Origin of the sequence: Mesorhizobium sp. M1088 (assembly GCF_040318575.1) — a bacterium.
In the GTDB taxonomy this organism is placed as follows: Bacteria; Pseudomonadota; Alphaproteobacteria; order Rhizobiales; family Rhizobiaceae; genus Mesorhizobium.
This window is the reverse complement of the sequence record NZ_JAMYMO010000005.1, coordinates 200,081-217,318: the sequence shown is the minus strand read 5'-3', so window position 1 is coordinate 217,318 and position 17,238 is coordinate 200,081. Positions and strand designations below refer to the sequence as shown.

Here is a 17,238-nt window from a genome sequence, read left to right as displayed (position 1 = left end):
CCATCCACCGGATTTCAAATTCATAATGTTCAGCATAATTATGCTTCTGTGACATGTTCGGGTGTGTCGTGCTTGAAGAACTGAAAACACTGGCCCTCTTTGCCGAGGAGGGTTCGATTCAGAAGGTGGCTCGACGCCTGCCGTTGACGCAGCCGGCCGTCACCCGCCAGATCCAGCGGCTGGAGGAGGTGCTCGGCACGGAATTGCTCGACCGCCGGCTAAAGCCGTCGCGACTGACCCCGGCCGGCGTAGAGGTGCTGGCACGCGGCAAGGACATTCTCGCCGCCGTCGACGCGCTGAGATCATTCGCCAAGGGCAACGAGCCGGAGGGCCTGCTGCGGCTCGGCCTCGCGCATGGACTTTGCGACAAAGCCGTGGCCGCCGCCATTGCTGATGCCGTGGCGCGGTTTCCGAAGGTTTCGCTGCGTCTGAAGAGCGGCTGGAGTCTTGAGCTGGCCGACCAGCACAAGCGCGGACAGCTCGACCTCGCCTTCATCCTGGACGGCAGCAATTCCAAAACTGGAGACGGCGTTGTCGGAACCGAGCCCCTCGGCATCATCGCAGCCGAAAACACCAGTCGGCAAGCCGACGTCAAGACCATGCCCTGGGTCCTCAGCCCTGAACCCTGCGACGCGCGCCGGCGGCTGGCGGCTGCCCTGGCCGAGGACGGCCACAGGTTGATGGTCGGCGCCGAGATTCAGGACAGCGCGCTGCAGATCGACTGGGTTCGTCGAGGCCAAGGCCTTGGCCTGTTGCCCAGGCGGCTGCTGCGGGAAAAGCTGCCGGAGGGCATTGCCCTGGTCGACGCTCCCGGCCTCGAGCTGTCGCTGCGAATTGTCGTCTTGCGTTCGCCGCATCTGCATCTTTTGAGAGAGGTCGCCGACGCAGTGACCGAGGCCGTCACCGCGACTGTCAGGGCGGACTGAGGCCGCCACGCCGCGCTGCCGGGCCAGCTTCGTTCCCGCTTCATCGGAAGGCGCTCCTTGCCTCTGCTGGCGATTTGTGGTCTTGGAGGCGCCAAATTGCCCTTTGCGGCGATCATCTCATTTCCGGATCACCTCACCATGGCCAAGATCAATGGCAACGAAATCCGTCCCGGCAACGTCATCGAGCATGATGGCGGCCTTTGGGTGGCGGTCAGGACCAACACCGTCAAGCCCGGCAAGGGCGGCGCCTACAACCAGGTCGAACTCAAGAACCTGATCAACGGCACCAAGCTCAACGAGCGCTTCCGTTCGGCCGAGACGGTCGAGCAGATCCGGCTCGATCTGAAGGATTTTTCCTTCCTCTACGAGCAGGGCGACGCGCTGGTGTTCATGGACACCGAAAGCTACGAGCAGCTCGAATTGCAAAAGGAGTTCGTCGGCGATCGCGCCGCCTTCCTGCAGGACGGCATGATGGTGACGGTCCAGCTCTATGACGAAAGGCCGATCGGCATTTCGCTGCCCGACCAGGTGACGCTGACCATCACCGAGGCCGACCCGGTGGTGAGGGGCCAGACGGCAGCCTCGTCCTACAAGCCGGCGATACTCGAAAACGGCATCCGCGTGCTGGTGCCGCCGTTCATCGGCTCGGGCGAGCGCATCATCGTCGATACCAACGAAATCACTTACGTGCGCCGCGCCGACTAAGGCGTGATCCCAAAGAGTTGCAGACTTTTTGGATAAGATCATGCGTCAAGGCAAATAGGCGCAGCGACAGGAAGAACAGCAATGGCGCGTTCCGCGATCCTCAATGTCATGGTCCAGGCCGCAATGAAGGCCGGCCGCTCGCTGTCGCGTGACTTCGGCGAAGTGCAGAACCTGCAGGTCTCGATGAAGGGGCCGGGCGACTATGTCAGCCAGGCCGACCGCAAGGCCGAAGACATCGTCTTTGCCGAACTCTCCAAGGCGCGGCCCGGCTACGCCTTCCTGATGGAGGAACGCGGCGTGATCGAGGGCGACGACGGCCAGCACCGCTGGATCGTCGACCCGCTCGACGGCACCACCAATTTCCTGCACGGCATTCCGCTCTTTGCCGTTTCGATCGCGCTGGAGCGCCAGGGCCAGATCGTCGCCGGCGTCGTCTACAATCCGGCGATGGATGAGCTCTATACCGCCGAGCGCGGCGGCGGCGCTTTCATGAACGACCGCCGGCTGCGCGTCGCCGGCCGCACCAAGCTGGTCGATGCGGTGATCGGCTGCGGCATGCCGCATCTCGGGCGTGGCCAGCACGGCAATTTCCTCATCGAGTTGCGCAATGTCATGGCCGAGGTCTCTGGCGTCCGCCGTCTCGGCTCCGCCTCGCTCGATCTTGCCTACGTCGCCGCCGGCCGCATGGACGGGTTCTGGGAAACCGGCCTGTCGGCCTGGGATGTCGCCGCCGGCATTTTGCTGATCCGCGAGGCGGGCGGTTTCGTCTCCGATTTCGCCGGGGGACAGGATGTGCTGAACGCCGGTTCACTGGTCGCCGGCAACGAACTCATCCAGCGCGCGCTGTTGAAGACTATCAAAAAGCCACTCTCAGTCGGCTGATAGAGGCACGCCGCGCTGAACCGCCGCAGTCGCAAAACCGCAACCAAAGCTTGAAATACTGTCCCGCGGCCGCCCAGATAAGGTGGCGCAGGATCATCGATGACGAACAGCCGGCCCCAACCCCAGAGCGAACTCTCCCAGCTCGACATTCCCTTCATGGGGCGCTGGCATTACTCGCGCGCCGAGATCATCGCCGACGGCATTGTCCACGCCGTGGGCATCGTGCTAGCGATCGCTGCCGGCTCGACGCTGCTGGCACTGGCCGCCTATCGAACCGGCCCCGGCGAATACGTCGCCGCCGCCTTCTATGTAGTCTCGCTGCTCACCGTGCTGTCGGTTTCGCTGGCCTATAATGTCTGGCCGGTCTCGTCGCCGGCGAAATGGATATTGCGGCGCTTCGATCATGCCGCGATCTATCTGCTGATCGCTGCCACCTACACGCCTTTCCTGGCCCAGCTCGGCGGCTCGCCGCTGGCCGTTTCCATGATCGTCCTGGTCTGGACCGCCGCGGCGGTCGGCATCGCCATCAAGGTCTTTCTTCCCGGCCGTTTCGACCGGCTGGCGATCGTCTTCTACCTAGCCATCGGCTGGAGCGGTATCGTTCTGGTGGAGCCGCTCGTGCGGACGCTGCCGGCGACATCGATCGCGCTCATCGTTGCCGGCGGCATCGTCTACTCCTGTGGCGTGATCTTCTTCGCCTGGAAGGGCCTGCGCTTCCACAATGCGCTGTGGCATGGCTTTGTCGTCACCGGCGCCGGCCTGCATCTGGCCGCCATGGTCGACTGCCTGGTCATCAACCGGCTTTGACCTCCGGTCGCGGACAGTGGCAATATTGCCAAGCGCCATTCAATTTCGTCACAATTCCGTTTAGAGTCGCAAACACAAATTGATCGGCGGCGACGGCATCGGAAACGGGGCACGGATGACTCTTCTCAGATCCTTCGGCATGGGCAGGCGCTCCGACGTTCTGATCTACGACCCGCACAAATTGTCGAGCCCGCAGGTGTTTCTGCTGACCATGGTGATCTTCCTGTTCATCGTGGCCTTCATAGCCGCCATCCTGACCCGCCAGATCTCGACCGCCTTCGTCACCAATCCCGGCCTCAACGGCCTGATCATCGGCGTGCTGGCGGTCGGCATCCTGCTGGCCTTCGTCCAGGTCGGCCGGCTGTTCCGCGAGGTGCGCTGGGTCAACTCGTTCCGCGCCGGTTCCGAAACCACCGAACCGGTGCTGCTGGCGCCGATGAAGGCGATGATCGGCCGCTCCTCGACGATTGCCTTCTCGACCAGTTCGATGCGCACCATGCTGGATTCGATCGCCACCCGGCTCGACGAAAGCCGCGACACGTCGCGCTACCTTGTCGGACTGCTGGTGTTCCTCGGCCTGCTCGGCACCTTCTGGGGCCTGCTCAACACGATCGGCTCGATCCGCGAAACCATCGAGTCGCTCGATCCCGGCACCGGCGATGCCGCGGCCGTGCTCGAATCCCTGAAGCAGGGGCTTTCCGCTCCGTTGGCCGGCATGGGCACCGCCTTCTCGTCCTCGCTGTTCGGCCTCTCCGGCTCGCTGGTGCTCGGCTTCCTCGACCTGCAGGCCGGCCGCGCCCAGACGCGCTTCTATACCGAACTCGAAAACTGGCTGTCCTCGGTCACCGACCTGTCCTCCGACATCGTCGTTGCCGACACGGCCAAGACCGAACCCTCCGAGGAAATCCGGCTGTTGTCGGAAAAGCTGCGCACTCTGCAGGAGAATGGCGGCGGCTCCAATCCGCGCGTCGCCACCGCCATGGCCAATCTCGCCGACGGCATTTCCGGCCTGGTCAAGAACATGCGCTCGGAACAGCAGATCATGCGCGACTGGGTCGAGGCCCAGTCGGACGAGCAGAAGGCGATGCGCAACACCCTGGAGAAGATCGCCGACGCCTTGAAGAAGCCTGGAGTGCATTGACGTGGCGTTGGCACGAGGCCGGCGCTCCGACCGCCGCATCGATTACTGGCCGGGCTTCGTCGATGCGCTGTCGACGCTGCTGTTGGCGATCATGTTCCTGCTGACTGTTTTCGTGCTGGCGCAGTTCCTGCTCGGCCGCGAGATCTCCGGCAAGGACACGGTGCTCAACCGCCTCAATTCGCAGATCAACGAGTTGACCCAGCTTCTGGCGCTGGAGCGCTCGACGACGCAGGACAAGGAGGACACCCTTGCCAATTTGCAGGCATCGCTGTCCGCATCGGAGGCGGAAAAGAGCCGGCTCGAGCAATTGCTGGCGCAAGGCGCCGGTGCCGGCGATGCCGCCAACCAGCGCGCGACGGCACTTTCCGGCGAGCTCGACAGCCAGCGCCAGATCAGCCAGCAGGCGTTGAGCCAGGTCGAGATCCTCAACCAGCAGATTTCGGCGCTGCGCAGGCAGATCGCAGCGCTCGAACAAGCGCTCGACGTGTCCGAAACGCGCGACCGCGAATCCAACACCAAGATCGCCGATCTCGGCCGCCGCCTCAACGTCGCACTGGCGCAACGCGTGCAGGAGCTGAACCGCTACCGCTCCGATTTCTTCGGCCGCTTACGTGAAATTCTTGCCGACCGCGAGAACATCCGCATCGTCGGCGACCGCTTCGTCTTCCAGTCGGAAGTGCTTTTCCCGACCGGCTCCGAGGTGATCAACGATGCCGGCAAGGTCGAGATGAAGAAGCTTGCCGATGCCATCATCGAATTGCAAAAGGAAATCCCGCCGGAGATCAACTGGGTGCTGCGCGTCGATGGCCACACCGACAACAAGCCGCTCTCCGGCACCGGCCGCTACCGCGACAATTGGGAATTGTCGACGGCGCGCTCGACATCGGTGGTCAAGTTCCTGATCGAGAACGGCGTGCCGGCCAACCGGCTGGTCGCGGCCGGCTTCGGCGAATTCCAGCCGCTCGACCCCGCCGATACCGAAGAGGCGCGCAACAAGAACCGCCGCATCGAGTTGAAGCTGACCGAGCGGTGATCTGCAAGCCTTTGGCTTGTATCATGCGCCAGGTCGGGCCGGCTCAAGTCGGCGGCATTTAGGGCACTGGTGCGGCAGCGGCAAGAGCTGAAAAAATTACCATTTTTTAATTACACTTTGCCGCCGTGGCCTTTAGCCTTGGTCATGGGCCGAGAACCGCCGGCGGTGGAACCGCTCATCGCGACGCGACGGAACCTGACGGCCCACGGCCGGAAGGCAGGACCCTCCCAACCACCGCCTTCCCCAGTAAAGGAGACGCAACCATGCGCTTCTTCGCTCCCAGGAATCTCAGGACTGCTACGCTCGCCACACTTCTCCTCGCCGTTCCGTTTGCTGGCGCTTACGCCGGCCCGCGTGAGACGGCCTTGATCAATCAGATCCAGAGTGTGGAGACGGGTATCCAGGGCGCCATCCGGGCGAACAAGCTCGAGCCGGGCGAGGCACGTGACTTGCGCACGCAGGTCGCTCAACTCGATCGGGCCGCCCAGAGGGCCGCTCGCCGTGGAACGATGCCGAGCACGCAATATCAGCAGTTGATGGCGCAGCTCGACGATGTCAGCCAAAAGCTGCGCGCTGACACCGGCAGTGCCTTCCTCATCGGCAACGGCGCCGATGGCGGATACTATCCCAACGGCTATGGCCCAACTTATCCAGGCGGCTGAAATCGGCCGCAATGCCGGGCGCTGTGGCAATTGATTTGCGCATGATCCTTTTCCAGCTTTCGGTTCAGGGATCATGCGCTAGTCCAACGCCAGCGCAATCAGCGCCAGTACTGCCGGCACTGTCTCGATGAACAGGATTTTGCGCCCGCCGTTGCCGCCGTAAGGCCGGCGACGGCGACGCAGAGCAAGAAGAAGACTACTGAAAACCGGCTTCGCCGAGGTAAAGCCCCCAGATCAGGCCGGCTGCGAGAAACCCGTTGTAAAGCCCTGATTGGCCGCCAGCACTTTCGAGGCACTGGCGAATTCCGGCGTCAGCCTGAATACGATATGGCCGCGCGGCGTGTCCCACAGCACCATCTCCAAATAGACGATGCAGAGGTGGATCACGGTCACCAGCCCGACCAGCACATTGGCGATCATGTTTCGTCTCCCCATCGCGGTCTGCCGCCGCGGATGACATTGATCACGCACGCCACCGCTTCCGCTAGTTGCTTTTCGGCCGTCGCGGCCGGCAGTCAATGCATCGGTCGCGGACGGTCTTCAGGGGTTGCCAACAGTTTTGCATTGGTATCTTTTCCCGCCGTCAAATCAGCGGAACCCACAATGTCCTTTCAAAAACTCGACGACCTCGGCCACAAGCTAGAAGCACTGGAACACGCCCTCGCCATCCTCGGCGCCGACGAGGCGACCCATATGGCGGTCGGCGGCGGCGAGAAGCGCGCAGAGGCAATGTCGGTGCTTGCCGGCATGCACCATGCCCGGGCGACTGCGCCGGAGATTGCCGACTGGATCGCGGCGGCCGAGCAGGAGGCGCTGAACGAAGAGCAGCAGGCCGCGGTCAGGGAATTCCGCCGGCAATATACCAACCTGACCTGCCTGCCGGTCGAGTTCGTCGAGCGCCAGACGACCGCGCGCATGCGCTCCGAGCAGCTGTGGCGCGACCTGCGCGCCAAGAACGACTGGGCCGGCTTCCTGCCGGCGCTGGAAGGCGTCGTGGCGCTGGTCCGCGAGGAGGCGGCCCTTCGCGCCGAGGTGCTCGGGCTCGAGCCTTACGACGCGCTGATGGAGCAATATGATCCGGGCAATCGCGCCGCCGACATCACGCCTGTGTTTGTCGAGTTGAAGACCTTCCTGAAAGGCTTCGTGCCGGAGGCACTGGCCGTGCAGGAAGAGCGGCTGGCGAAACATCCGCTGAAGCCGCTTTCCGGCAGCTACCCCTTGGACAAGCAGCGCGAACTCGGCCTCGCCATGATGGCGGCAGTCGGCTTCGACCTCACCCACGGCTCGCTGTCGGTTTCGCACCATCCCTTCTGCGGCGGCGTGCCGAGCGACGTGCGCATCACCACCCGCTACAAGACCTCGGATTTCCTGTCGGCGCTGATGGGCGTGCTGCACGAGACCGGCCATGCGCTGTACGAGCAGAATCTGCCGAAGGCGTGGGCGCACTGGCCGCTCGGCAGAGCGCGCGGTATGGCGGTGCATGAAAGCCAGAGCCTGTTCGTCGAAAAGCAGATCGGCCGCAATCCAGAATTCTGGCGCTGGGCGCTGCCGGTGGTCGAAAGACACCTCGGCGAGCGCTGGAGGATCGACGACATCCTGCCGCATGTGCACCGGGTCGAGCGCGGCCTGATCCGCGTCGATGCCGACGAGGTCACCTATCCGCTGCACGTCATCCTGCGTTACGAGCTGGAGCAGGAGCTTGTCTCGGGACGGCTGGAAGCAGCCGACCTGCCCGAAGCCTGGGATGCCAAGATGCGCGATTATCTCGGCCTGTCGACATCAGACAATCCGGCTGATGGTCCGATGCAGGACGTCCACTGGCCGGGTGCCGCCTTCGGCTATTTCCCCTCCTACACGCTGGGCGCCATGATGGCGGCGCAGCAATGGGCGGCGCTGACCAGGGATCATCCTTCAGCCGACGAAGACCTCGCCAAGGGAGATTTCGCCGCGATCAACGACTGGCGCCGCAAAAGGATCTGGTCGCAAGGCTCGCGCTGGTCGACGCCAGAACTGCTCGAACGCGCTACCGGCGAAAAGCTCAATGCCGTGCATTTCACCGATCACCTGAAGAAGCGGTACGGGAACTGAGCCGCTTCGTGTATTCCAGGTTCTTGCCGCGGTGACTGCAGAAATCCGCGAAACTGGCCTTTACTTTGGTGGGAAAGCCTCTGAAAAAGGAGTTCTTCCAAGTTGGGCGAGCGTAGATGTCTGTCTGTTACAGTTTTCATAGGATGAAGTCTTTCTGGCCCCGCTTGGTATTTTTCATCTTATTGATCGGCCTGAGTTCTCCGGCCATGGCCGACGACATGGTTCTCAAGGGGCCGGCAGAAAGCTGGGTAAAGCAGCTTGATATTCCGGCTGCCGATCCCACCCGATCGGATCAAATCAAGAATGGCGTTTCATGGCTGCTCTCGGACGACCAGATCACGCATCGCGCCGGCGGCTATGTCGAGTACTCGCGCACCGTCTATAAAATCGTCGACCGTCCCGGCCTGGATCGTGGCGCGAGTATCGATCTGCAGTTCGATCCGTCCCGGCACAAGGTCACGCTCAACCATCTTCACATCATCCGCGATGGCGCCGTTTTGGACCGGCTGGAAGGTGTCGAATTCGACATCTTCCGCAGGGAAAGAGACGCCGAGAAGGGTGTCTTCGACGGCTGGCTGACAGCACATGTCAACATCGATGATGTGCGCACCGGCGACATCGTCGACTACGGGTCGACCTATGAGATAACGCCGCTGGTCGGCAAGGACCTTTTCTTCAAGAATTTCTCCACCGAATGGGAAGAGCCGGTAGCGCTTATCCGCACAAGCATCATTTGGCCTTCGGACCAGCCGCTCCAGATCAAGACACGGGGAACCCGACTCAAGCCCTCAATCTCCCCGACTGGACCGGACACCACCTATCTATGGGAGATTCCAAACCCGAAACCGGTCAATGTCGAGGACAACCTGCCCGTGACCTATCCAGGCTGGGGCGCCATCGATGTCGCGTCTACCGCGAATTGGCAAAGTGTGGTCGATGCCGTTGCGCCCTATTACAAGCCAGCGACCGTTTTTCCCCCGGCTTTTGCCGCAAAGCTCGACGACATCGCTCTGCGGCATCCGGTGCCCGAAGACCGGATGGTCGAGGCAATGCGGTTGGTGCAGGACCAGATCCGCTATGTAAGCCTGTCGATGGGTGCCGGTTCCTACGTTCCGCGTGATCCCGCGACGGTCATCCTGAGCGGGTTCGGTGACTGCAAGGACAAGGCCCTGCTGCTGGTTTCGTCGCTTGTGCGGCTTGGCATTGCTGCCGACGTCGCCTTGGCCGATCTCGACGAGGGACGGGCCCTGGACCAGCATCTGCCGGCGCTCCGCGATTTCGACCATGCCATCGTCAAGGCAAGGATCGGAGCAAAGACATATTGGCTGGACGCCACGAACTATCTTCAGGGCGGCAGGGCGCACAATCTCGCACAGCCCGACTACGGCTTCGCGCTGCCGCTTTCCAGCACCGGCGGGTTGGAGAAGATGCCGAGCCCTGTGCCTGCCAGCCCAGCGATCCAGATCGCCGAGGAATTCGACTTTCCGCGGAAACCGGGCGATCCCCTCGTGCTGACGGTCTTCTCGACATACGAGGACGCCGATGCCGATTGGATGCGCGGCAATTTCGCCAGCCGGTCGCTGAGCGAGGTGTCGGACGCCTACCTGAAATACTACAACAAGCAATATCCGGGCATCCAAACCATCGCCAAGCCGGAAATCGTGGATCGCCGCGACGGCAACATAGTGAGCGTGAAGGAAAGTTATCGCTTGCCGGCGGAGGCGCTGACGGCCAACGATCTGGCAAAGAATTTCCCGATCCGCGCGGCCGATCTCGGCAACAACTCTCTTCCAACCCCGACAATTGTCGACCGAACCGGGCCCGTCTCCCTCGGCCCCCAGTTCTACCGCCGCCACAAGGTGACCGTGCGCAACCTCAAGGCGAGGTTTTCCGGCGAGTCGATGAAAAACGTCGTGACGCCCTATCTGTCTCTCAAGGCATCCTGGTCCAACACGCCCACCGAATTTCAAGTTGAATGGAACTTTCAGACGCTGGCGACTGAAGTACCGGCCAAGGCGATTGCCGATTATCTGAAAACCGTCGATGACCTCGCAGACCAGGTTCGCTGGCAGTACGATTTTACCTATGAAGAGCCGCCTGCCGATGTGCAGCTCAGCGATCCGGCAAAGGAGCAGCGACAGACCGTCGCCAGCATGCTTTTGTTGTCGTTGCTTGTCGGCGTTCCCCTGTTCATCGCCTATCGACGCGGCAAACGCCGAGCTTTCGGTAACTGAAGAATCTCGGCCGCCGCGGGGCACCATGATCCCGAAAAGTGGATGCCGGTTTTCGGAAAAGATCATGGTCAAACAAGAAGATGGAGCCTTATCCCGATTTCATCGGGATGGAGCGATGCTACTCGGCCGCGCCCCTGAAAGCACTCGCCCCGGTGTCGAACTGCAGCTTGGCCAGCCGCGCATAGATGCCGCCCTTGGCGACCAGGCTCTGATGCGTGCCTTCCTCGACGATGCGGCCGCCATCCATGACCAGGATGCGATCGGCCTTCAGCACGGTTGCCAGCCGATGGGCGATGACGATCGTGGTGCGGCCCTTCATCAGCCGGTCCAGCGCCGTCTGCACCAGCGTCTCGCTTTCGGCATCTAGCGCCGAGGTCGCCTCGTCGAGCAGCAGGATGGGCGCATCGCGCAAAATGGCGCGGGCGATCGCCACGCGCTGGCGCTGGCCGCCCGACAGCGTCACGCCGCGCTCGCCGACCTGGCTGTCATAGCCCTTTTCGAGTTTCAGGATGAACTCGTCGGCAAGCGCGTCCTTCGCCGCCGCCTCGATCTCGGCCTGGCTGGCGCCAGGCCGGCCAAAGCCGATATTGTCGCGCGCGCTTGCGGCAAAGATGGTGACGTCCTGCGGCACGATGGCGATGCGCGCGCGGATCGCCGCCGGATCGGCCTCGCGCAGATCGACCCCGTCGATGATGATCCCGCCGGACTCCGGATCGTAGAAGCGCAGAAGCAGCGAAAACACGGTGCTCTTGCCGGCGCCCGAGGGTCCGACGATCGCGACCGTCTCGCCGGGTTTGACCTGAAAGCTCAGGCCATGGACGGCGGCGCGGTCGGGCCGGGCCGGATAGGAGAAGGAGACATCGTCGAAGCTGATCGCGCCTCTCGCCTTTGCCGGCAGCGGCTTCGGATCGGCGGGCGCCTGGATCGCGGGTTTCTCGGCCAGGATCTCGGTCAGCCGTTCGGCAGCGCCCGCTGCCTGGGAAAGTTCGCCCCAGACCTCCGACAGGGCGCCGAGCGCGCCGGCGGCGAACACCGAATAGAGCAGGAATTGACCGAGCGTGCCCGGCGACAGCGTGCCGTCGAGCACGTCGCGCGAACCGAACCACAGCACCGCCACGACTGACGAAAAGATCATGAAGATGGCGAAGAAGGTGAGAAAGGAGCGGGCAAAGATCGAGGCCCGCGCCGCTTCGAACGCTGCTTCCACGGCGGACGAAAAATATCTGGTTACAAGCTTCTCGTTGGTGAAGGCCTGCAGGGTGCGCACCGCGCCGATCTGCTCGCTGGCATAGGCGGTGGCATTGGCAAGCGTATCCTGCGCCAGTCGTGACTTGCGCCGCACCGAGCGGCCGAAGGCGACCAGCGGCAGCACGATTAGCGGAATGGCCGCGATGACCAGGCCGGACAGTTTTGGGCTGGTGAAGACCATCATCGCCACGGCGCCAAGGCCGAGGATGACGTTGCGCAAAGCCACCGAGGCGGTAGCACCGACGGCCGATTTGACCTGTGTCGTGTCGGCGGCGAGCCGCGAGACGATCTCGCCCGACTGGGCTGTATCGAAGAACGAGGGCGACAGCGTGGTGACGTGGGCAAAGACATCGCGGCGGATATCGGCAACGACGCGCTCGCCGAGCGTGATGACGAAATAGTAGCGGCTGGCCGATGCCGCCGCCAGCACGGCGGCCATCACCACCAGCATGGCGAAATATTCGGCAATGAAGCTGGAATCGGAAGCGGAAAAGCCGTGATCTATCATCCGCCGCACGGCCAGCGGCAGCGCCAGCGTCGTCGCCGCCGCGACGGCCAGTGAGACGATCGCGCCGATGACCATTTTGCGGTAATGGGTGATGTAGGGAAACAGGCGCTGCAGCGGCTTCAGCGAGCGCCTGCGCTCGTCTGCATCGCCGCTGATGTTCGCCATGACCGTTTCCTTTGGCCCTTTGAGGTTTGCGCCATCAATATGCGCTTGCCACGGCCTTGTGATTCAATTCCGGCTGATGTATAGGCTCGCCGACCGTTTTAGAAGCCGTGGCTCCTCAATAGCTGCGGCTTCGAGTTTTAAAAAGGGGCGCATCGACGCAGGCTTCAGCCCGTCGGCAGCACCCGGCAAGCCAGGAACAGACCCATGAAGACCGACATCCATCCCGACTATCACACCATCAAGGTCGTCATGACCGACGGCACCGAATACATGACCCGTTCGACCTGGGGCAAGGAAGGCGATACGATGAATCTCGATATCGACCCGACCACCCACCCGGCCTGGACCGGCGGCCAGCAGACCCTGCTCGACCGCGGTGGCCGCCTGTCGAAGTTCAAGAAGCGCTTCGAAGGTTTCGGCCTCTAAGCCAACGACCTTTCGTACATCGAAAACCCGCCCCTCGTGGCGGGTTTTTTGTTGCCTAGGCGCGGGCCTACCGATCGAGCAACTCCCGCAGCGCCATCCGCTTGTAGGCGGCAACCAGCCGGTCGCCTTCTTGCCGCCCGACCGAGATCGCCAGCCGCATTGCGGCCTCGCCCATCTGCCAGATTAGAAACGCCGTCGTTTCGAGCGCTTCCGGATCGGCGGATGGCCGCAGCCGTTTCAGCACGGCTGTAAGGAATTCGGCGTTGGCCCGGCTATCGGCAAGCTCGAGTTCGCGCAACGCCTTGTCGGCCTGCGTGCCCGACCAGATGTCGCGCATCACCGGCTCCGCCAGGAACATTCCGTAGTAGATATCCACCAGTTCCGAAAATGCCCGGCGCAGGCCTTCGGCGTCATTGACCTCGGCTAGCGCTGCCGCAATGCAGGCCTGGCTTTCGGCGGTGTAGCGTTCGGCCAGCGCCCAGATGAGCGCCCTCTTGTCGGGGAAGAACTGGTAGAGCGAGCCGATCGACACGCCGGCCCTCTCGGCCACCTCGCCCATGCGCATGGCGTCGCTGCCTTGCTCGGCGATCAACGCCGAGGCGGCGGCCAGCATGCGCTCGACCCGCTCGCGGCTGCGCTGCTGGCTCGGTGCCCGGCGCGGCGATGCGATCTGCTCGTTGCGGGAACCCGGTGCAGCGGTGCCTTCCATGACTGTCTCCAGAAAAATGGCTTGACTGAGAAAATACGAGGGTTTATCACGTTTTGCAAATGTGAGGATCATTCATATTTTTAGATGACACACTAATCGAACTGCTCGAATCTGAAGCCGGAGGAACTGACATGATCATGAAACTGCTTCCCACCCTCACCTTCGTCGCTGCCATTGGCTCAGGCGTTGCCGGCGGCGTTTTCTTCGCCTTCTCCAACTTTATCATGCCGGCGCTCGCCCGCTTGCCTGCCGGAGGCGGCATCGCCGCCATGAATTCGATCAACATCACCGTGATTACGCCGGCATTCATGACCGCGCTTTTCGGCACCGGGCTGGTCTGTCTTGTCCTTGCCGCCGGCGCTCTTATCGGCTGGAGCCAACCGGGTTCGTTCTGGCTCCTCGCCGGCGCCCTGATCTACCTCGTCGGCAACCCGATCGTGACGATGATGTTCAACGTGCCGCTTAACAACGCCCTGGCCGCGGTCGATCCGGCAAGCGCCAACGGCGCCGCGGTATGGGCCACCTATCTCAGGGACTGGGTGATGTGGAACCATGTCCGCACCATCACCGCCATCGTGGCGCTGGGCTGCTTCATCTTCGCATGGCGGTGAATGCAGGACGGAAGTCCTAAAAGGCCGTCAGGCAGGGTCTTTTGACTTATGGCCCTTGCGGTCGGCATGGCCCAGATCGCGATCCGGATCGATGACGTCGCGAACCAGTTGCTTGAGCTTTGCGGCGTCGGGAAAACCGCCGTCACGCTGGCGGTCCCAGACCAGCGTGTCATTGCAGGAAATGGTGAAGATGCCGCCGGTACCAGGCACCAGCGTCACCTCGCCGAGATCGGTACCGAAGGTGGACAGCAGCTCCTGCGCCATCCAGCCGGCCCTGAGCAGCCACTGGCACTGGGTGCAATAGGTGATGCGGACGGTGGGCAGCGCGTGTTGGATCATGCCGCGCTGAGCTTTGCCAAGGTCTCCTCGTCGACCTCGAAATTGGCGTAGACGCTCTGCACGTCGTCGTCGTCCTCAAGCGTCGCAACCAGCTTCATCAGCGATTGTGCCCGCTCCTCGTCGACCGCGATATTGGTCTGCGGCTTCCAGATCGGCTTCACCGATTCAGCCTCGCCAAGCGCGCCTTCCAGCGCCTTTGACACTTCGCCGAGATTCTCGAAAGCGCAGTAGATCGTGTGGCCGTCCTCGTCCGACTGGACGTCGTCGGCGCCGGCCTCGATCGCCGCGTCCATCACCTTCTCGGCGCTGCCGCCCGATGCCGGATAGTAGATCTCGCCGACGCGGTCCCACATGAACGATACCGAGCCGGTCTCGCCCATCGCCCCGCCCGCCTTGGTGAAGGCAGCGCGCACATTCGACGCCGAGCGGTTGCGGTTGTCGGTCAGCGCCTCGACGATCAGCGCGACGCCGCCTGGCCCGTAACCCTCGTAGCGCACGGCTTCGTAGGTCTCGGCATCGCCCATCGACGCCTTGTTGATGGCGCGCTGGATATTGTCCTTCGGCATCGACACCGCCTTAGCGTTCTGCACCGCAAGGCGCAGGCGCGGGTTCATCGATGGATCGGGCGTGCCGCTCTTGGCGGCGACGGTGATTTCGCGCGCCAGCTTGGAAAACATTTTCGACCGCACCGCATCCTGGCGGCCCTTGCGGTGCATGATGTTCTTGAACTGTGAATGGCCAGCCATGGCACCCCTGTCATCTTCTCGGCTAGAGCATCTGCCGCCTGGTGAACCACCCGGCATCTTGCAAAATGCTCGAATTCAAAATTTCAGAACGTCCTGCTGCGTCCCTGACGGACGGACGGCGTTCGCTGTCGGAATGGCCGGCTTATAGATAAATCGGCTCAATTCGTCCAGCCGCGCCATTGCTGCCGGCACGCAAGGGTTTCAAGATCCGAAAATCGGCAGGCTTCGGCAAACCTTTCATCCCTCAAGATCGGATTTCAGCCGGTCGAGGATGCTGATCGCGTGCGTGGCATATTGACTGATCCAGCGGTCGTGGATGTGCTTGATCGGCAGCGCGTTGAGATGGTTCCAGCGTTCGCGCCCCTCGCGCCGCGCCACGACCAGGTCGGCCTCCTCCAGCACCTTCAGGTGCAGCATGACCGTGCAGCGGTCCATGTCGGGGAAGGCATCGCACAACATGCCGGTGGTCTGCGGCGCATCCTTCAGCCGGTCGAGCAACGCACGCCGGCGCGGATGCGCCAGCGCCTTGAAAACATTGTCGTCCCGCGATTGGCTTGACATGTTATATTTCTATAACATATCATTGACCCATTCAAGGAAGGAGCTGTGGATATGTCTCTTGGATTCAGGGTTTCTGGCCGCATCGGCAAACCCGTCGCCGAAGTCTTCGATGCGGTCGTCAATCCGAAGAAACTTAGCGGCTACTTCACCACGATCGGCGGCGCCAGCGCACTGCTGGTGGCGGGCGCCACCGTCATCTGGTGGGGCAAGGTTCCCGTCGAGGTCGACGAGGTGAAGAAAGACAGCCGCATCGTGCTGCGCTGGGATGCCACCGACGCCGACGGCAAGCCAGCCTACAAGACTCGCATCGAGATGAATTTCGAGCCGCTCGACGATGGCGGCACCTTCGTCACCATCGCCGAAACCGGCTGGCACGAGGACGCGGTCGGCCTGAAGAAATCCTACCTCAATTGCGAGGGCTGGTCGCAGATGCTGGCCTGCATGAAGGCCTATGTCGAATACGGCATCAATCTGCGCGACGGCTATTACCGCAGCGAGATGAAGGGCGAGCCGGCCAACCAGAACAACATCTGAGAGCAAATGGAGTAAGAATGACCGCGAAGATCACCGGCGGCATCAACATCGCGATGAAGGTCCCGCCGCATCAATACCAGGCAACGGTCGCCTTCTATCGCGACGTCATCGGCCTGAAGCCATTCACCGCCAAGCCGCCGGCCGTCGGCTTCGAACTCGGTCCCAATCGGCTGTGGATCGACGAGGCGCCGATGATGAGCCAGGCCGAGATCTGGCTGGAACTGTTCACCGATGACTTTCCGGCCGCTGCGGAGCATCTCGCCGAGGCCGGTGTCGTGCGCTGCGATGCCATCGAGGCACTGGGTGAAGGCTTTCGCGGCGGCTGGATCACCAACCCGACCAACATCATTCACCTGGTGCGCGAACCCGATGCCTGGTGAACAGGGCGGCGCCGTGGAAAGGAGGATGAAATGGAAATCCGCGAAACACCGACCGCCGAAGCCGGCATGCTGATAAGGCGGCCGGTCGCCGACGTATTCGAAGCCTTCGTCGATCCGGCGATCACGACGAAATTCTGGTTCACCCATGGCAGCGACAGGCTGGACAGCGGCAACAAAGTTCGCTGGGAATGGCGCATGTATGGCGTCTCGACGACGGTCAATGTCAGTGAGATCGCCGATAACAAGAAGATCGTCATGCAATGGAGCGATCCGCCGACTACGGTGGTCTGGACTTTCGAGGAGATGCCGGGCAACACGACCTTTGTCGAGGTCCGCAATTTCGGCTTTGCCGGCAGCCCTGACGAGCAGGTCAAGCAGGCGATCGGCTCGACCGGCGGTTTTGCGCTGGTGCTCGCCGGCGCCAAGGCGTGGCTGGAGCAAGGCGTGATGCTCGGCCTGATCGGCGACCGCCACCCGAAGGACGTTCCAGCAAATTAAGTAACGGCGAGCCAAGATCGGCTGGCAACAGACCG

Annotated in this window: 20 protein-coding genes; 14 read left to right on the top strand and 6 right to left on the bottom strand. The window is 62.5% G+C overall.

The window, feature by feature from the left end:
• The first annotated feature begins 68 nt into the window (after positions 1-68).
• The 7 genes from NKH49_RS09150 (at position 69) to NKH49_RS09120 (ending at position 6,156) form a co-directional block, all read left to right on the top strand.
• Positions 69-926 (top strand): LysR family transcriptional regulator, encoded by an 858-nt coding sequence (locus NKH49_RS09150; RefSeq protein WP_352613364.1) that lies wholly within the window; start codon positions 69-71, stop codon positions 924-926.
• Positions 927-1,064: 138 nt separating this feature from the next.
• The gene (efp, locus tag NKH49_RS09145) at positions 1,065-1,631 is read left to right on the top strand and encodes an elongation factor P (RefSeq protein ID WP_023678016.1); all 567 of its coding nucleotides are present in this window, start codon (positions 1,065-1,067) and stop codon (positions 1,629-1,631) included.
• Positions 1,632-1,712: 81 nt separating this feature from the next.
• Positions 1,713-2,513 carry an inositol monophosphatase family protein gene (locus NKH49_RS09140; protein ID WP_352540313.1) on the top strand — a complete coding sequence of 267 codons (801 nt, stop codon included), beginning with the start codon at positions 1,713-1,715 and terminating at the stop codon, positions 2,511-2,513.
• A gap of 99 nt (positions 2,514-2,612) precedes the next feature.
• Entirely contained in the window at positions 2,613-3,320 is a 708-nt protein-coding gene (gene trhA / locus NKH49_RS09135) for a PAQR family membrane homeostasis protein TrhA (protein ID WP_023678018.1), read from the top strand.
• Positions 3,321-3,435: 115 nt separating this feature from the next.
• Entirely contained in the window at positions 3,436-4,461 is a 1,026-nt protein-coding gene (locus NKH49_RS09130) for a MotA/TolQ/ExbB proton channel family protein (RefSeq protein ID WP_352471212.1), read from the top strand.
• A gap of 1 nt (position 4,462) precedes the next feature.
• On the top strand, positions 4,463-5,494 hold the full coding sequence (locus NKH49_RS09125) for a peptidoglycan -binding protein (RefSeq protein ID WP_023678020.1): 1,032 nt from the start codon (positions 4,463-4,465) through the stop codon (positions 5,492-5,494).
• A gap of 263 nt (positions 5,495-5,757) precedes the next feature.
• Positions 5,758-6,156 (top strand): hypothetical protein, encoded by a 399-nt coding sequence (locus NKH49_RS09120; protein ID WP_352613362.1) that lies wholly within the window; start codon positions 5,758-5,760, stop codon positions 6,154-6,156.
• Positions 6,157-6,390: 234 nt separating this feature from the next.
• On the opposite strand, the gene NKH49_RS09115 is transcribed toward NKH49_RS09120, so the two are convergent.
• The gene (locus NKH49_RS09115) at positions 6,391-6,576 is read right to left on the bottom strand and encodes a DUF1304 domain-containing protein (protein ID WP_352613360.1); all 186 of its coding nucleotides are present in this window, start codon (positions 6,574-6,576) and stop codon (positions 6,391-6,393) included.
• A 183-nt stretch (positions 6,577-6,759) separates the two neighbouring features.
• Here NKH49_RS09115 and NKH49_RS09110 point away from each other — a divergent pair, with 183 nt between their 5' ends.
• Both NKH49_RS09110 and NKH49_RS09105 read left to right on the top strand, forming a co-directional pair.
• The gene (locus tag NKH49_RS09110) at positions 6,760-8,244 is read left to right on the top strand and encodes a carboxypeptidase M32 (protein ID WP_352613358.1); all 1,485 of its coding nucleotides are present in this window, start codon (positions 6,760-6,762) and stop codon (positions 8,242-8,244) included.
• A gap of 206 nt (positions 8,245-8,450) precedes the next feature.
• A complete protein-coding gene (locus NKH49_RS09105) occupies positions 8,451-10,478 on the top strand; it encodes a DUF3857 domain-containing protein (RefSeq protein ID WP_352613356.1) in 2,028 nt (675 codons plus the stop codon).
• A 118-nt stretch (positions 10,479-10,596) separates the two neighbouring features.
• Here the strand turns inward: NKH49_RS09105 and NKH49_RS09100 are convergent, their stop codons facing one another.
• Positions 10,597-12,399, bottom strand: a complete 1,803-nt coding sequence (locus tag NKH49_RS09100; RefSeq protein ID WP_352814883.1) for an ABC transporter transmembrane domain-containing protein — start codon at positions 12,397-12,399, stop codon at positions 10,597-10,599.
• A gap of 204 nt (positions 12,400-12,603) precedes the next feature.
• Here NKH49_RS09100 and rpmE point away from each other — a divergent pair, with 204 nt between their 5' ends.
• Positions 12,604-12,825, top strand: coding sequence for a 50S ribosomal protein L31 (gene rpmE / locus NKH49_RS09095; RefSeq protein WP_006327661.1), 222 nt, complete (start codon positions 12,604-12,606; stop codon positions 12,823-12,825).
• A 67-nt stretch (positions 12,826-12,892) separates the two neighbouring features.
• Here rpmE and NKH49_RS09090 read toward each other — a convergent pair whose 3' ends face one another.
• The gene (locus NKH49_RS09090) at positions 12,893-13,534 is read right to left on the bottom strand and encodes a TetR/AcrR family transcriptional regulator (RefSeq protein WP_352613353.1); all 642 of its coding nucleotides are present in this window, start codon (positions 13,532-13,534) and stop codon (positions 12,893-12,895) included.
• Positions 13,535-13,665: 131 nt separating this feature from the next.
• Between NKH49_RS09090 and NKH49_RS09085 the strand changes: the two genes are divergently transcribed.
• Positions 13,666-14,145 (top strand): anthrone oxygenase family protein, encoded by a 480-nt coding sequence (locus tag NKH49_RS09085; protein WP_352613351.1) that lies wholly within the window; start codon positions 13,666-13,668, stop codon positions 14,143-14,145.
• Between the two features lie 27 nt (positions 14,146-14,172).
• Here NKH49_RS09085 and NKH49_RS09080 read toward each other — a convergent pair whose 3' ends face one another.
• The 3 genes from NKH49_RS09080 to NKH49_RS09070 all read right to left on the bottom strand — a co-directional run bounded on the left by NKH49_RS09080 (position 14,173) and on the right by NKH49_RS09070 (position 15,791).
• Positions 14,173-14,484 carry an Rdx family protein gene (locus tag NKH49_RS09080; protein WP_352613350.1) on the bottom strand — a complete coding sequence of 104 codons (312 nt, stop codon included), beginning with the start codon at positions 14,482-14,484 and terminating at the stop codon, positions 14,173-14,175.
• On the bottom strand, positions 14,481-15,230 hold the full coding sequence (locus NKH49_RS09075) for a YebC/PmpR family DNA-binding transcriptional regulator (protein WP_352613348.1): 750 nt from the start codon (positions 15,228-15,230) through the stop codon (positions 14,481-14,483). Before NKH49_RS09075 ends, NKH49_RS09080 begins: the two co-directional genes overlap by 4 nt.
• 237 nt (positions 15,231-15,467) lie before the next feature.
• Entirely contained in the window at positions 15,468-15,791 is a 324-nt protein-coding gene (locus tag NKH49_RS09070; protein WP_023678030.1) for an ArsR/SmtB family transcription factor, read from the bottom strand.
• A 51-nt stretch (positions 15,792-15,842) separates the two neighbouring features.
• On the opposite strand from NKH49_RS09070, the gene NKH49_RS09065 reads away from it, so the two are divergent.
• From NKH49_RS09065 to NKH49_RS09055, 3 genes are read left to right on the top strand one after another with little or no spacing between them, the layout of a single operon-like run.
• Positions 15,843-16,325, top strand: a complete 483-nt coding sequence (locus NKH49_RS09065; protein ID WP_352613345.1) for an SRPBCC domain-containing protein — start codon at positions 15,843-15,845, stop codon at positions 16,323-16,325.
• A gap of 17 nt (positions 16,326-16,342) precedes the next feature.
• Positions 16,343-16,705: a VOC family protein gene (locus NKH49_RS09060; protein WP_352613344.1), complete on the top strand. Its 363-nt coding sequence runs from the start codon at positions 16,343-16,345 to the stop codon at positions 16,703-16,705.
• 30 nt (positions 16,706-16,735) lie between these two features.
• Entirely contained in the window at positions 16,736-17,203 is a 468-nt protein-coding gene (locus NKH49_RS09055) for an SRPBCC family protein (RefSeq protein ID WP_352613342.1), read from the top strand.
• Positions 17,204-17,238 lie beyond the last annotated feature (35 nt).

Coding starts and splice junctions, on each gene's coding strand:
- trhA (WP_023678018.1), top strand. CDS start 2,613: ATGACGAACAGCCGGCCCCAACCCCAGAGCGAACTCTCCCAGCTCGAC.
- NKH49_RS09100 (WP_352814883.1), bottom strand. CDS start 12,399: ATGGCGAACATCAGCGGCGATGCAGACGAGCGCAGGCGCTCGCTGAAG.
- NKH49_RS09110 (WP_352613358.1), top strand. CDS start 6,760: ATGTCCTTTCAAAAACTCGACGACCTCGGCCACAAGCTAGAAGCACTG.
- efp (WP_023678016.1), top strand. CDS start 1,065: ATGGCCAAGATCAATGGCAACGAAATCCGTCCCGGCAACGTCATCGAG.
- NKH49_RS09070 (WP_023678030.1), bottom strand. CDS start 15,791: ATGTCAAGCCAATCGCGGGACGACAATGTTTTCAAGGCGCTGGCGCAT.
- NKH49_RS09130 (WP_352471212.1), top strand. CDS start 3,436: ATGACTCTTCTCAGATCCTTCGGCATGGGCAGGCGCTCCGACGTTCTG.
- NKH49_RS09140 (WP_352540313.1), top strand. CDS start 1,713: ATGGCGCGTTCCGCGATCCTCAATGTCATGGTCCAGGCCGCAATGAAG.
- NKH49_RS09065 (WP_352613345.1), top strand. CDS start 15,843: ATGTCTCTTGGATTCAGGGTTTCTGGCCGCATCGGCAAACCCGTCGCC.
- rpmE (WP_006327661.1), top strand. CDS start 12,604: ATGAAGACCGACATCCATCCCGACTATCACACCATCAAGGTCGTCATG.
- NKH49_RS09055 (WP_352613342.1), top strand. CDS start 16,736: ATGGAAATCCGCGAAACACCGACCGCCGAAGCCGGCATGCTGATAAGG.
- NKH49_RS09080 (WP_352613350.1), bottom strand. CDS start 14,484: ATGATCCAACACGCGCTGCCCACCGTCCGCATCACCTATTGCACCCAG.
- NKH49_RS09090 (WP_352613353.1), bottom strand. CDS start 13,534: ATGGAAGGCACCGCTGCACCGGGTTCCCGCAACGAGCAGATCGCATCG.
- NKH49_RS09075 (WP_352613348.1), bottom strand. CDS start 15,230: ATGGCTGGCCATTCACAGTTCAAGAACATCATGCACCGCAAGGGCCGC.
- NKH49_RS09085 (WP_352613351.1), top strand. CDS start 13,666: ATGATCATGAAACTGCTTCCCACCCTCACCTTCGTCGCTGCCATTGGC.
- NKH49_RS09060 (WP_352613344.1), top strand. CDS start 16,343: ATGACCGCGAAGATCACCGGCGGCATCAACATCGCGATGAAGGTCCCG.
- NKH49_RS09105 (WP_352613356.1), top strand. CDS start 8,451: ATGGCCGACGACATGGTTCTCAAGGGGCCGGCAGAAAGCTGGGTAAAG.
- NKH49_RS09120 (WP_352613362.1), top strand. CDS start 5,758: ATGCGCTTCTTCGCTCCCAGGAATCTCAGGACTGCTACGCTCGCCACA.
- NKH49_RS09115 (WP_352613360.1), bottom strand. CDS start 6,576: ATGATCGCCAATGTGCTGGTCGGGCTGGTGACCGTGATCCACCTCTGC.